At 61.2% G+C, this 13,762-nt stretch carries 12 protein-coding genes and 1 other annotated feature; of the genes, 4 read left to right on the top strand and 8 right to left on the bottom strand.

Going from position 1 to position 13,762, the window contains the following annotated elements; translation table 11 throughout:
* The first annotated feature begins 67 nt into the window (after nt 1-67).
* Complete coding sequence (gene brnQ, locus AAAU26_RS01530) at nt 68-1,342, top strand: branched-chain amino acid transport system II carrier protein (protein WP_227619063.1); 1,275 nt, start codon at nt 68-70, stop codon at nt 1,340-1,342.
* 62 nt (nt 1,343-1,404) lie between these two features.
* On the opposite strand, the gene AAAU26_RS01525 is transcribed toward brnQ, so the two are convergent.
* Nucleotides 1,405-2,424: an ABC transporter substrate-binding protein gene (locus AAAU26_RS01525; RefSeq protein WP_227619064.1), complete on the bottom strand. Its 1,020-nt coding sequence runs from the start codon at nt 2,422-2,424 to the stop codon at nt 1,405-1,407.
* Nucleotides 2,425-2,586: 162 nt separating this feature from the next.
* Between AAAU26_RS01525 and AAAU26_RS01520 the strand changes: the two genes are divergently transcribed.
* The 3 genes from AAAU26_RS01520 to AAAU26_RS01510 are packed head-to-tail and all read left to right on the top strand — an operon-like array spanning nt 2,587 to nt 4,884.
* Complete coding sequence (locus tag AAAU26_RS01520; protein ID WP_227619065.1) at nt 2,587-3,273, top strand: Crp/Fnr family transcriptional regulator; 687 nt, start codon at nt 2,587-2,589, stop codon at nt 3,271-3,273.
* 46 nt (nt 3,274-3,319) lie between these two features.
* A complete protein-coding gene (locus tag AAAU26_RS01515) occupies nt 3,320-4,300 on the top strand; it encodes a glycosyltransferase family 2 protein (RefSeq protein ID WP_227619066.1) in 981 nt (326 codons plus the stop codon).
* Nucleotides 4,297-4,884 (top strand): flavin reductase family protein, encoded by a 588-nt coding sequence (locus AAAU26_RS01510; RefSeq protein ID WP_207677656.1) that lies wholly within the window; start codon nt 4,297-4,299, stop codon nt 4,882-4,884. The genes AAAU26_RS01515 and AAAU26_RS01510 overlap by 4 nt, the downstream gene beginning before the upstream one ends.
* A 41-nt stretch (nt 4,885-4,925) precedes the next feature.
* On the opposite strand, the gene AAAU26_RS01505 is transcribed toward AAAU26_RS01510, so the two are convergent.
* From AAAU26_RS01505 to AAAU26_RS01475, 7 genes are all read right to left on the bottom strand, one after another.
* Entirely contained in the window at nt 4,926-5,966 is a 1,041-nt protein-coding gene (locus AAAU26_RS01505; RefSeq protein ID WP_158403031.1) for a DmpA family aminopeptidase, read from the bottom strand.
* Between the two features lie 53 nt (nt 5,967-6,019).
* Nucleotides 6,020-6,958, bottom strand: coding sequence for a homoserine O-acetyltransferase MetA (gene metA / locus AAAU26_RS01500; protein ID WP_149794871.1), 939 nt, complete (start codon nt 6,956-6,958; stop codon nt 6,020-6,022).
* A gap of 109 nt (nt 6,959-7,067) precedes the next feature.
* Complete coding sequence (locus AAAU26_RS01495) at nt 7,068-8,342, bottom strand: O-acetylhomoserine aminocarboxypropyltransferase/cysteine synthase family protein (RefSeq protein WP_158396389.1); 1,275 nt, start codon at nt 8,340-8,342, stop codon at nt 7,068-7,070.
* A gap of 112 nt (nt 8,343-8,454) precedes the next feature.
* Nucleotides 8,455-9,111 (bottom strand): methionine ABC transporter permease, encoded by a 657-nt coding sequence (locus AAAU26_RS01490; RefSeq protein ID WP_015565892.1) that lies wholly within the window; start codon nt 9,109-9,111, stop codon nt 8,455-8,457.
* A complete protein-coding gene (locus AAAU26_RS01485; RefSeq protein WP_149794869.1) occupies nt 9,108-10,121 on the bottom strand; it encodes a methionine ABC transporter ATP-binding protein in 1,014 nt (337 codons plus the stop codon). Before AAAU26_RS01485 ends, AAAU26_RS01490 begins: the two co-directional genes overlap by 4 nt.
* Nucleotides 10,122-10,145: 24 nt before the next feature.
* Entirely contained in the window at nt 10,146-11,069 is a 924-nt protein-coding gene (locus tag AAAU26_RS01480) for a MetQ/NlpA family ABC transporter substrate-binding protein (RefSeq protein WP_227619067.1), read from the bottom strand.
* Nucleotides 11,070-11,182: 113 nt separating this feature from the next.
* Nucleotides 11,183-11,444 (bottom strand) — a binding site (T-box leader).
* 148 nt (nt 11,445-11,592) lie between these two features.
* A complete protein-coding gene (locus AAAU26_RS01475) occupies nt 11,593-13,737 on the bottom strand; it encodes a polyribonucleotide nucleotidyltransferase (protein WP_227619068.1) in 2,145 nt (714 codons plus the stop codon).
* Nucleotides 13,738-13,762 lie beyond the last annotated feature (25 nt).

Below are 13,762 nucleotides of genomic sequence, written 5' to 3'. Positions count from 1 at the left end.
AAACACTACACTGGAATAAAGTAATCCTTATTCTACGTGCCTCCGCGCACAGCTGGGAGAGATGACCATGCACGATTCCGCTCAGGCCCTCCGGGGCAAAAAGCTCCTTCTGGTGGGGTTCACCCTGTTCTCGATGTTCTTCGGGGCAGGCAACCTCATCTTCCCGCCCTTCCTCGGCGCACAGGCCGGGACGGCGCTCTGGTCCGCTTTTGTGGGCTTTGCCGTCAGCGCCATCGGTCTGCCCATCGCGGGCGTGGCCGCAGTGGCCCGGGCGGGCGGTCTGCCTGCGCTGGCCGGGCGGGTCCATCCCCGCTTCGCACAGGTGTTCGCTGTGCTGGTCTATCTGTCCATCGGTCCCTGCCTCGCGATCCCCCGCACGGCCAGCACCTCGTTTGAGATGCTGACGCCGCTTGTGGGGCGGAGCGCACCGGGACAGTTCATCTACTCCCTCGTGTTCTTTGCTGCGGCGTACTTCGTGGCCCTCAAGCCCGAAAAGCTGACCCAGCGGCTGGGCCGCATCCTCTGCCCTGCCCTGCTGGTGCTCATCGTGGTGCTGTTCGCGGGCTGCATCCTCCGCCCGGCCTCGCCCGGCTACGGCACGCCTGCCGAGGCTTACGCCGCTCTCCCCGCCGCACAGGGCGTGCTGGACGGCTATCAAACCATGGACGCGCTGGCAGCGCTCAACTTCGGCGCGGTCATCGCGCTGAACATTCAGGCGGTGGGCATCACGGAAGAAGCTGCCGTCCGGCGCGGCACCATCCGGGCCGGGTTCATCGCGGGCGGGATGCTGCTGGTGGTCTACGCCATGCTGACCCACATCGGCGGCATCTCGGGGGCCGCGTTCCCCGGCAGTGACACCGGCGCCTCCGTCCTGACGGCACTGGCCGACGGCCTGTTTGGCCGGGTGGGACAGGTGCTTCTGGCCGTTATCTTCGTCATCGCCTGCTTCAACACCTGCGTCGGCCTCATCGCCAGCGTAGGCGAATACTTCCACGAGCTTCTGCCCCAGCTTTCCTACCCCGCCATTGCAGCCTTCTTCGCGCTGATGAGCATGCTGCTGGCGAACATCGGCCTTGCGGACATCCTGAGCCTTTCCGTTCCGGTGCTGAACGCCATCTACCCCATCGCCATCGTCCTCATCGTGGTGGAGTTCCTGCCCGGACGGTTCCAGCGGACATCGGTCTGGCGGCTGAGTATCCTCTTCACGGCCATCCAGAGCATCCCTGCTGCCCTGCCCTTCGGCCCCCTCTCCACTTTGATGAACGCTCTGCCCCTGAGCAGCCTCGGCTTTGGCTGGCTGTTGCCGGCTCTCATCGGCATCGGCGCGGGCCTTCTGATCTAAGAAAGGGGCTGCTGCACTTTCGGCTAAAACGATGTGCAGCAGCCCCTTCTTTGTTTCAAAGCTTACTTTGCGGAATTGCGGATAGCCGCCATGACCTTGCGCAGGACGGACGGCTCGGTGTAGTAGAAGTTATCGTCCGGCAGTTTGCCGCCCACGGCGGCGGGAGAGGCATCGTAGAGCACCTGCAGGTAAGCAGAGATGTCTTTCTTCATCTCCTGACCGTTGCGGTAAACGATGTTGCACTTGGGCAGGGCCTTCTTGGCGATAGCAGCCTTGGCCACCACGCCGACTTCCTCACAGAGGGCGGCGGTGCCGTCGATGTCCTCGTTCGCCGCCTTGACGCTCTTCTGGTAGTCGGTCAGGAAAGCTGCGATGACGTCGGGATTCTGCTTTGCGTACTCGGTGCGCACCACGGTGACGCCGGTGATGAGCTGGGTGTCACAGACCCTGTTCCATTCCCTGGTCAGGTCGAGGACGACGCGGAGGTCGCTGTCCTTCATCTGGGCAGCGGTGACGTAGGGCTGAGGCAGGACGGCGATGGCATCCTTCCTGGCAGCGGCCATCTGGGCCGTGACCTCGGAAGCCTCGCTGTAGTATTCGATCTTCACGTCCTTGTCGGGGTCGAGGCCGTTCTTCTTGAGCAGATAGCGCAGGACGTACTCGGGCGTCGTGCCTTTGCCGGTGGAAAGGATGGTGCGGCCCTTGAGGTCGGCGAAGCTGTGGACGGTATTGCCCTTCTCCACGACGTAGAGGACGCCCAGCGTGTTGACGGCCATGACCTGGATGCCGCCGTTCGTCTTCTGGTAGAGGTTCGCGGCGAGGTTGGCCGGGATAGCGGCCATGTCGAGTTCGCCTTTGATGAGCTTCGGCACGATCTCATCGGCAGCGCCGTAGAGCTGCAGGTCATAGTCGAGGGAAGCAGTGCCGTCCTTCTCCATGCTCAGCAGGTTGACGAGGCCCATGGTGGTGGGGCCTTTCAGGCCGGCGATGCGCACTTTTGTGCTCGTCTTGGCCGATGCGCCGCAGGCCAGCACGCTGACCATCAGCACCAGCGACAGCAGCAGAGATGTCAGTTTTTTCATAGGATTTCGTTCCTCACTTTCATTGGGAGAAATTTTCCCGCAAAAAATTTGCAAAACCATTTGCTTTACGCCCTCAAGTTTACTATAATAAGAGAAAAAATACCGTTGCACATGCAACGGAATCGCAGAAGGGCGGTGAGGGCCCGGGGAAAACCTCACGGAATGGGTATGGAAAATTATCTTCCGCTGTTACAATCCACCTCTCTGTTCGCCGGGCTGGAAGCCGAAGCGCTCCGGGTCCTGCTGGGCGAAGTGGGGGCCGTATTGCGCACCTACAGCCGGGGCGAGACCCTCGTACTGGCCGGACAGTCGAACCGCCGGGTGGGCGTGGTGCTCTCCGGCGCCATCGAGGCCTACCATCCCGCCGCCAGCGGGGCGCGTCTGCCCATCAGCCAGATGGGGCCAGGCGGTGTGTTCGGCGACGTGCTGGGCGGCTCGAGCCTTTCCAGCCCGGTAACGGTGATGGCCTCGGCCCCCTGCGAGGTGCTGCTGGTGCCTTACGAAAAGCTTCTGCTGCCCGGGGCCGACCCGGCCCGCCAGCGGGTGCTGCAGAACCTTGTGCGCACCATCAGCGACAAATACTTCCTGCTCTCCCGCCGGGTAGACCTGCTGCTGCTCAAGAGCCTGCGGGCCAAGGTGTGCGCCTACCTGCTCAGCGAGGCCGAGGTTCACCACAGCCTCACCTTCACCATTCCCTACTCCCGCATCCAGCTGGCCGACTACCTCAACTGCGACCGCAGCGCCCTCTCCCGGGAGCTGAGCCTGATGCAGCGGGACGGCCTGCTCGAGACCTATAAGAGCAGCTTCAAGCTGCTAGAACCGGACGCGCTGCGGCACATGGTGCTGTAACAGCCTCTCCCTTTGGGAGAGCCTTATATAGAAGGAGAACTTCATCATGTCCAAACCGATTTTATGGATCGTCATTCCCTGCTACAACGAAGAACAGGTGCTGCCCATCACGGCCCCCCTGTTCCTGAAAAAGATAAACGACCTCGCCGCAGCGGGCCTTATCAGCGAGAAGAGCCGGGTGCTCTTCGTCAACGACGGCTCCCGCGACGCCACCTGGTCCCTCATCCAGAAGTTCGCCTCTGAGGATGAGCACTTCATCGGCATCTCCCAGAGCCGGAACCGCGGCCACCAGAACGCCGTGCTGGCCGGGCTGATAGAGGCGCTCCACAGCGGCAGCTGCGACATCACTATCTCCATCGACTGCGACGGTCAGGACGACATCAACGCCATGGACGAGATGGTCAAAAAGTATCTGGACGGCGCCGAGGTAGTCTACGGCGTGCGCAGCCGCCGGGACACCGACACCTTCTTCAAGCGGTTCACCGCCGAGGGCTTCTACCATGTGATGAACGCGCTGGGCGCAGACATCGTATTCAACCACGCCGACTACCGGCTCATCAGCACCCGGGTGCTGGAAAGCTTCGCCGACTACCGCGAGGTGAACATTTTCCTGCGGGGCATGGTGCCGCTGGTGGGCTACCCCAGCGACACCGTCTACTACGAGCGCCACGAGCGTCTGGCCGGCGAGAGCCACTATCCCCTCAGCAAGATGCTGGCCCTCGCCTTCGACGGCATCACCAGCCTGTCGAACAAGCCCATCCGCCTCATCACCGGCGCAGGCATCGTGGTCAGCCTCATCAGCTTCATCGGCGTCATCTGGGCCATCGTGCAGGCTGTTCTGGGCAGCGCCGTGGCGGGCTGGGCCTCCACCATCTGCATCGTCTGCTTCATGGGCGGCGTCCAACTGGTGTGTCTGGGCGTCATCGGCGAATACGTCGGCAAAATCTATATGGAGACCAAGGCCCGCCCCCGCTACATCATCAGCGAGCGCACATGGGCTCCCTACGAAAGGAAGTATCACGGATGAGCAAACAGAGCTGGAAAGGCAGCACCCTCCTGAACCCGGAGCCGCCGGTGCTGGTCTCCTGCGGCGGGCTGGACAAGCCCAACCTCATCACCATCGGTTGGACCGGCACCATCTGCACCCAGCCCAGCATGGTATCCATCAGCGTCCGCCCCGAGCGGTACAGCCACCACCTCATCAGGGAGAGCGGCCAGTTTGCCATCAACCTGCCCACCGAGGCACTGGTGAAGTCGGTGGACTGGTGCGGCGTCAGGAGCGGCCGGGACTTCGATAAATTCGCGGCCTGCAAACTCCATTCTGCCCCCGGCTCGGTGCTGACGGACTGCCCCATTCTCGAAGAAAGCCCCGTCAACCTCGAGTGCAAGGTCACGCAGGTCATCCCGCTGGGCAGCCACGACCTCTTCCTCGCCGAAGTAGTCGCCTGCGACGTGGACGAGAGCCTGCTGGACGAGAACGGTAAGCTCTGCCTCGACAAGGCCAAACTCATCGTCTACAGCCACGGCGAATATCTGGCTCTGGGCAAAAAGCTGGGGACCTTCGGCTACAGCGTGCGGAAGAAAAAGCCGACGCGGAAGCCCCGCAGATAATACTATGAAAAATGGGAAGCACTAAAGCGCTTCCCATTTTTTTATTTCTCGTCGAGCAGATCACTCAGACATCTGACCGTCCGGCCATGATAGCCTGTGACCGTCTCGGCATGGAGCAGACTGCTCAGCACACTTTCCTCCACGCACTCGGCCACCGCCCGGAACAGCGGATTGATGGCGTCGTCGTGGAGCATACCCATCGGCAGGATGGCCTTTTCGGAGTAGTGCGGCACCCGGTTGGCGGTGGTGAAGGCAATGACGATCTCGCCGGAGCCGTTGCCACAGAAAGAGCCGGTGCGGGACAGGCCCACCAGCGCCCGGTGGCAGAGCCGCCGCAGCTGGCGCTCACTGAGGGGGATGTCCGTTGCCAGCACCGTGATGATGGAGCCCTTGTCCTCGTGGGGCGGGATGTGGGCGTCCAGCAGGCTCTGGATGGGGGTGCCTGCCACTACGAGGTCATCGAAGACGGCGTGGTTGGAGAGCACCAGCGCACCGATGGTGTACTGTTTCCCGTCCAGCTCCACCACACGGGAGGCCGAGCCGATGCCGCCCTTCAGGCCGTGGCAGCGCATTCCCCGGCCCGCGCCCACAGCGCCCTCGGCGAAATCAGCGCGGCAGTCGGCCAGCGCGGCCCTCACGTTTTCTTCTGTGACGTGGAGGCCCCGGATGTCGTTGAGGCCGCTGTCGTTGCACTCGCAGACCACCGGGTTTACGCTGCCGGTAGTCTCGCAGATGTCGGGGTTCTTATCCAGCATATACTTCACCAACGCTGTCTCCACAGTACCTACGCTGAGGGTATTGGTGAAGAGGATGGGCGTTTCCAGCGTCCCCAGCTCGTCGATCTGGACAAGGCCGGTTGTCTTGCCGAAGCCGTTGATGACATGGCTGGCCGCCATCACTTTATCGTGGAAAATATCGCCCTGATGGGGCAGCAGCGCGGTCACGCCGGTCTGGACCTCGCCGTCCGCCAGTGTGCAGTGGCCCACCGTCACGCCCGGCACATCGCTTATCTTGTCCAGCGGCCCGCAGGGCAGTTTGCCCACCCGGATGCCCCGGCTCTTCCATTTTGCTTCGATTCCCATAAGTATTCTCCTTGCAAAAATGCCCCCTCCTCACCAGACGGAGAGGGCTGATTTTATTCTTCCTCGTGCTCCACCTTGCTGATAGCACCCAGGTCGTAGGGCGTATTCTGGTAGACGTAGTAGTTCAGCCAGTTCTCATACAGCAGGTGTGCGTGAGCACGCCAGCGGAAGAGAGGCGGCTGCTCGGGGTCGTCGTTGGGGTAATAGTTCTTTGGCACCGCGATGGGCAGGCCCTTGCCGACATCCCGCTTGTACTCGGCGTCCAGTGTGTACTTGTCGTACTCCGGGTGGCCGGTGACGAAGATCTGCCGTCCATTCTCGGTGCTCATCAGGAAGGGGCCGGCCTCGTCGCTCTCGGCGAGGATGCGCAGGGCCTTGCAGTTCAGCACGTCTTCCCGGCTGATGCCGGTGTGGCGGCTGTGAGGGGCGTAGAACACCTCATCAAAGCCGCGCACCAGCGGGTTTGAGGGACGGGTGACTTTATGCTCGAAGACGCCGAACATCTTCTGGTCGAGAAGCTGCTTGCGGATGCCATAGTGATAATAAAGTCCCGCCTGTGCGCCCCAGCAGACATGAAGGGTGGAGTAGACGTTCGTCTCGCTGAAGTCCATGATCTCGCACAGCTCCTGCCAGTAGTCCACCTGTTCAAAGTCTATTTTCTCCACAGGCGCACCGGTGATGATCATGCCGTCGTAGCGGTTGTTCTTCACCTCGTCGAAGGTCTTATAAAACGCCTCGAGGTGGGCCGCAGAGACATGGGTCGCCGCATGGCTGGCCGTCTGCAGCAGGGTCATGTGGACCTGAATGGGCGTATTGGCCAGCAGGCGGGCGATCTGGGTCTCGGTGGCGATCTTGGTCGGCATGAGGTTCAGGATGAGGATCTCCAGCGGACGGATGTGCTGGGAGAGCGCCCGTTCCCGGTGCATGACGAAGACGTTTTCCTCGTAGAGGGCATCGTAGGCGGGAAGAGTCTTGGGGATGATCAGCGGCATAGCATCGTTGCTCCTTTTGACGGTTTTAGCGGGAAGTTTTTATCTGCATCCAGAGACGCTTTTTTCACGGGAAGGGGCCGAAACCGGCAGATGGCGCTGACCGTGTTTCTTAAATCTTATCCAGCGCCTGTGCAATATCGGCGATGAGGTCTTCGCTGCTCTCGAGGCCGCAGCTCATCCGCACCAGCTCAGCAGGCACACCGGCAGCGGCCAGCTGCTCGTCGTTCATCTGGCGATGGGTGCTGGAAGCCGGATTCAGGCAGCAGGTGCGGGCATCGGCAACGTGGGTCTCAATGGCGGCAAGCTTCAGCTCCTTCATAAAGGTGCTGGCGGCTTCGCGGCCGCCGGCCAGGCCAAAGGAAACGACGCCGCAGCTGCCGTTCGGCAGATACTTCTCAGCCAGTGCATGGTAAGGGCTGGACTCGAGGCCGCAGTAGTTGACGTAAGCCACTTTCGGGTGAGCCTCAAGGAACTTTGCGACGGCCATGCCGTTGGCGCAGTGGCGCTGCATCCGGACGTGGAGGCTCTCAAGACCGAGGTTCAGCATATAGGCGTTCATGGGGGACTGCATCGAGCCGAAGTCGCGCATGAGCTGTGCGGTGGCCTTGGTGATGAAAGCCCCCTCTTTGCCGAAGCGCTCCGCGTAGGTGATGCCATGATAGCTCTCATCGGGAGTACACAGGCCGGGGAACTTCTCGGCGTGGGCCATCCAGTCGAACTTGCCGCCGTCCACGATAGCACCGCCCAGCACAGCGCCATGGCCGTCCATGTACTTGGTGGTGGAATGGGTCACGATGTCAGCGCCCCACTCGAAGGGGCGGCAGTTGACCGGCGTGGGGAACGTGTTGTCCACGATGAGCGGTACGCCGTGGGCGTGTGCGGCCTTGGCGAACTTTTCAATGTCCAGCACGGTGAGGGCAGGGTTGGCGATGGTCTCACCAAACACGACCTTGGTGTTGGGCCGGAAGGCGGCATCCAGTTCTTCCTCGCTGCACAGCGGGTCCACGAAGGTGGCGGTAATGCCCATCTTCTTCATGGTGACGGAGATGAGGTTGAAGGTGCCGCCGTAGATGGTGCTGGACGCCACGATGTGGTCGCCTGCCTCGCAGATATTGAACAGCGCAAAGAAGTTGGCCGCCTGACCGCTGGACGTCAGCATGGCGGCGGTGCCGCCTTCCAGCTCGCAGATCTTTTTCGCCACCATATCGCAGGTGGGGTTCTGCAGGCGGGAGTAGAAGTAGCCGTCGGCCTCGAGGTCGAACAGCTTGCCCATGTCCTCGCTGGTAGCGTACTTGAACGTAGTGGACTGGATGATGGGGATCTGGCGGGGTTCGCCGTTGCCGGGGGTGTAGCCGCCCTGCACGCAGATGGTATCACGGTTCATTGCAACATACTCCTTTACTGGGTTTGTCTGTATAGCACAATTCCCCGCAGGAGCATGAGCCTCCTGCGGGGAATCGATTCGTTAAATTTTATTCCCTGCAGGAAGCAGAAACTTACTTTCTCAGCCGCTTATCACTCCTGGTCGCCCAGAAGGTGCCGACGGTCTGGAACACCTGCACCATGAGCACCAGCAGCACGACGCAGACGATCATGATGTTAGTCTGGTAGCGGTAGTAGCCGTAGGACAGAGCGATCTTGCCCAGACCGCCGCCGCCGATGACGCCGGACATGGCCGAGTAGCCGAGGATGGTAGTCAGGGCAGTGGTCATGCTGGAAATGAGGCCGGGCAGACACTCGGGGATCATGACCTTGGTGATGATCTGGAAGGGAGTCGCGCCCATGCTCTGGGCAGCTTCCACGACGCCCTCGTCCAGCTCACGCAGACTGGTCTCCACCAGACGGGCCACGAAGGGGAAGGCCGCGACCACCAGCGGAACGATGGTGGCCTTGGTGCCGACGGTGGTGCCCACAATGGCACGGGTCAGCGGGAAGACGCAGATCATCAAAATCAGGAACGGCACGCTGCGCAGAATGTTGATGACGATGTTCAGAATGTGCATCAGCCAGCCCGGCAGGGGCAGGACGCCGTCCTTATCACCAGCCACCAGCAGAACGCCCAGCGGCAGGCCCAGAACCAGAGAAAATGCCGTGGAGAGGACGGTCACGTAGAACGTCTCCCAAATGGCGAAGCCATAATCTGCAAAGCTCATTCTCCGGTCACCTCCTCAACGGTCACACCATTCTGGCTGCGCATATAGGCCGCAGCCTGCTTTGCCTGTTCGGTATCGCGGGGAAGTTTGAGCAGCATGGAGCCGTAGCACTGGCCGCTCAGATCGCGGGTGTCGGCGCTGAGCACAGACACGAGGATGCCCTTCTCCGCAGCGAGGCTCGCCACCAGCGGCTTTGCGGCGGACGAACCATTGAACGTAACACGGACCACGTGATCGTCGGGCGCAAAGCTCGAGAGGTCGCGGGCTGCGCTGCCGCCGTTGGGGGCGACGAGGCGTCTGGCCGCAGCCGTCTTGGGATTCGCGAAGATCTCGCGCACCTCACCCTGCTCCACGACCACGCCGCCGTCCAGAATGGCGACGGAGTCGCAGATCTCTTCCACGACGCTCATCTGGTGGGTGATGACCACCACGGTGATGCCCAGCTTCTTGTTGATGTCCTTGATGAGGGTCAGGATGGCGTGGGTCGTGTTGGGGTCCAGCGCACTGGTGGCCTCATCGCAGAGCAGGACTTTGGGGTTGGTGGCCAGCGCACGGGCAATGGCGATGCGCTGCTTCTGGCCGCCGGAGAGCTGGGCCGGGTAGGCATTTGCCTTATCGGGCAGGCCCACCATTTCCAGCAGCTCCCTGGCGCGCTTTTCGGCATCGGCCTTCTTCACGCCCGCAAGCTCCATCGGGAAGCAGATGTTCTTCAGGCAGCTGCGCTGCATCAGCAGATTGAACTGCTGGAAGATCATGGTGATGTCGCGGCGGCGCTCACGCAGGGCTGCGGGGGACAGGGTCTCCATCGCGGTGCCGTCGATGACGACACTGCCCTCGGTGGGGCGCTCCAACAGGTTGATGCAGCGCACCAGCGTGGATTTGCCCGCGCCCGACATACCGATGATGCCGTAGATGGAGCCATCGGGGATGGTCAGGTCGATGTTCTTCAGCGCATTCACCGCGCCGTCCTTCATCTGGAAGGTCTTGGAAAGGTGTTTGATCTCGATCACGATTTACTCCTTAGTTGGTAAAGCTCAACCCTCGATGGGTGCCAGGCTGTCCTGCTTGCCGCCGTAGATGCCCATGGGCTCGACGTGGATGCCGGCGACGGTCACCAGATGGGTACCCTTCTCCTCGTTGAAGTTGTCCAGATACGGCTGATGCTGGAAGTAGTTGGTGTCGCACTGGCCGTCCTCGACGATGGTGTTGGGGATCACATAGTCGTCGTACTCCTGGATGTCCAGAGTGATGCCCTTAGCGGCCAGAATGTCCTTGCAGACCTCCAGGACCTCGCAGTGGGGAGCGGGAGTAGCAGCACAGCTGACGGTCTCGCCGTTCAGTGCATCGTAGTCGATGGAAGCGTCATAGCCATCGGTCGGGGTCTCGACGACGGAGACGACAGCGCCCTTGTAGTTCTCATCCATGAAGTCCTTGACCTGCTGGCTCTGCAGAGCGGCGACGAGGGCCTTGATCTTGGGCTCGTTCTCGTTGCCCTCCTTGCAGACCAGAACATTGACGTAAGCAGAAGAGCCGTCCTCCATTGCCAGAGCGTCGGTCATGGGGTCCAGACCAGCGGAGATGGCGTAGTTGGAGTTGATGACAGCGTAGTCCTCATCCTGCAGGACGTTGGGGACCTGAGCAGCCTCGACCTCATCGACGGTGACATTCAGGGGGTTCTCCTCGATGTCATTCTTGGTGGCGGTCAGGCCGGCGTCAGCCTTCAGCTTGAAGAAGCCGTTCTTCTCCAGCAGGGTCAGAGCGCGGGCCTCGTTGGTGGTGTCGTTGGGGACAGCGACCTTCACCTTGTCCAGCTTTGCCACAGCGGAAGCAGCCTCAGAAGAAGCGGCAGTGCTGGAAGCAGCAGAGCTTGCGGTGGAAGAAGAGCCGCCGCAGGCGGTCAGGGCAGCAGCAGCGGCTGCGACACCGGTAACTTTCAGAAAATCACGACGAGTAATCATAGTTTTTTCCCTCTCTATTATTGGATATAATGTACAGCGGCGGCGCGGCACAGTCTGCGCCCGCCTTGAACGGAAGCATCAAAAAAGCCTCCGTCCCTGCCAGCCATGCGCTGCACAAGGACGGAGGCCTGAAACTTCCGTGGTACCACCTTGGTTCACAGCATCCTCGCGGACACTGCCTCAAAACTGCGGCAGAATTTTTTCTGCTTACAGCCGGACGCTTTAACGGGCGCACCCGTCGTGGACTAGTGCTCTTGCTCTTCGTCCGCGCAGCTCCGAGACCATTTTCGGCTCCCTGTTTCCTGCCCTTTTCCACCTGCCGGGCTCTCTGGTAAGGCTCATGCGAAAGCTTACTCTTCTCTTCACAGCCATTTTAGTGATATTGCGTTTATTGTACTCGCCTCGACGGGATTTGTCAACCCCCTAAAACAAACTTTTTCAGTAGGGAATTGAAGATCCTTTGCCCATGAGACAAAATATGCCCCCGCGCTGTACGCACGGGGGCATATTCAGAAGCTATCTATTAGCCCTGCTCCTGCTGTGCCTTCTTGGCTTCGAGAGCCAGAATGGCGTCGCGGCGGCTCAGGTTGATGCGGCCCTGCTGGTCGATGTCCGTCACCTTGACGACGATGGCATCACCCACAGCAACAACATCTTCCACGCGCTCGACACGCTTGGTGTCCAGCTTGGAGATGTGGACGAGGCCCTCCTTGCCCGGAGCGATCTCAACGAAGGCACCGAAGTTCATCAGACGGGTGACCTTGCCCTTGTAGATAGCACCGATCTCGGGGTCTTCCACGATGGTCCTGATGGTGAAGATGGCGCGCTTTGCGTCCTCCTGGTCCACAGCGGAGACGAAGACGTGGCCGTCCTCCTGCACGTCGATCTTGCAGTTGCAGGTGGCGCAGATGTCCTGAATGACCTTGCCGCCCTTGCCGATGACGTCCTTGATCTTATCGGTGGGGATCATCATGCTGAACATCTTGGGGGCCCAGCGGCTCAGCTCGTGGCGGGGCTCTGCGATGACGGGCTTGATGATCTCATCGAGGATGTACAGACGGCCCCTGCGGCACTTCTCGAAGGCCTCGGCGATGATGTCGTAGGTCAAGCCGTCGATCTTAATATCCATCTGGATGGCGGTGATGCCCTTGCGGGTGCCGCCCACCTTGAAGTCCATATCGCCGTGGAAGTCCTCGACGCCCTGAATGTCCAGCATGGTCATCCAGCGGTCGCCCTCAGTGATAAGGCCGCAGGAGATACCGGCGACGGGAGCCTTGATGGGGACGCCTGCGTCCATCAGAGCCAGCGTGGAGCCGCAGATGGAAGCCTGAGAGGTGGAGCCGTTGGAAGAGAGGACCTCAGACACGCAGCGGATGGTGTAGGGGAACTCTTCCAGAGAGGGCAGCACAGGCACGAGAGCGCGCTCAGCCAGTGCGCCGTGGCCGATCTCGCGGCGGCCGGGGCTGCGGGGTGCGCGGGCCTCGCCGACGGAGTACGGCGGGAAATTGTAGTGATGGATGTAGCGCTTGGTCTGCTCGTCGGTCAGGTCATCCATGAGCTGGTTGTCCTTGGTGCCGCCGAGGGTGCAGGTGGTGAGCACCTGAGTCTGGCCGCGGGTGAACATACCGGAGCCATGCACACGGGGCAGGATGCCGACTTCTGCAGCCAGCGGGCGGATCTCGTTGATGCCGCGGCCATCCACGCGCTTGCCCTCGTCCAGCAGCCAGCGGCGGACGACGTACTTCTGCATCTTGTAGCTGACGAGGTCGAGGTCGGCCTCGGTCAGGTCGGGGTACTCCTCAGCGATCTTGTCCATGATGGGCAGCAGGGCGGCATCACGCACATTCTTGTCGTCGGTATCCATAGCGGCCTTGAAGTCGTCGAGATACTTCTCCTTGATGGCGTGGAACACGTCCATATCGAGGCCCACGACCTGGAAATCGATCTTCGGCTTGCCGCGCTCGGCCACGATGCTGTTGATGAAGGTGATGATCTTCTTGATCTCCACGTGAGCGGCCTTGATGGCGTTCAGCATGGTGTCCTCATCGACCTCATTGGCACCGGCCTCGATCATGACGATCTTGTCCATGGTGGCGGCGACGGTCAGGGCCAGGTCGCTCTTCTTGCGCTGCTCCTGAGTGGGGTTCAGGACGATCTCGCCGTCCACCAGACCCACCTGCACGCCGCCGATGGGGCCGTTCCAGGGGATCTCGGACACAGCGGTGACCAGAGAAGCGCCGATCATGCCGGCGATCTCAGGGCTGCAGTCGGGGTCAAGGCTCATGACGGTCATGGTGATGCAGACGTCGTTGCGCATCTCCTTCGGGAACAGCGGGCGCATGGGACGGTCCACGACGCGGCTGGTCAGGATGGCGCGCTCGCCGGGGCGGCCCTCACGGCGCATGAAGCTGCCGGGGATGCGGCCTGCGGCGTAGAGCTTTTCCTCGTACTCCACGTTCAGGGGGAAGAAATCGACGCCCTCGCGGGGCTTGGGGCTCATGACCACGTTGCACATCACGCAGGTCTCGCCGTAGCGGATGAGGGCGCTTGCGTTGGACAAGCCGCACATCTTGCCCATCTCCACCTTGAAGGGGCGGCCTGCCAGCGTAGTCTCGTAAACTTTGAAGTTGTCAAAGTTTTCTTTGCGGGAACCAAATTCGATTGCCATTTGGTTTGCCTCCTTATGTCCGTTT

Origin of the sequence: Faecalibacterium longum (assembly GCF_040094125.1) — a bacterium.
Classification (GTDB): Bacteria; Bacillota; Clostridia; order Oscillospirales; family Ruminococcaceae; genus Faecalibacterium; species Faecalibacterium longum.
This window is presented reverse-complemented; position numbering and strand designations above follow the sequence as displayed.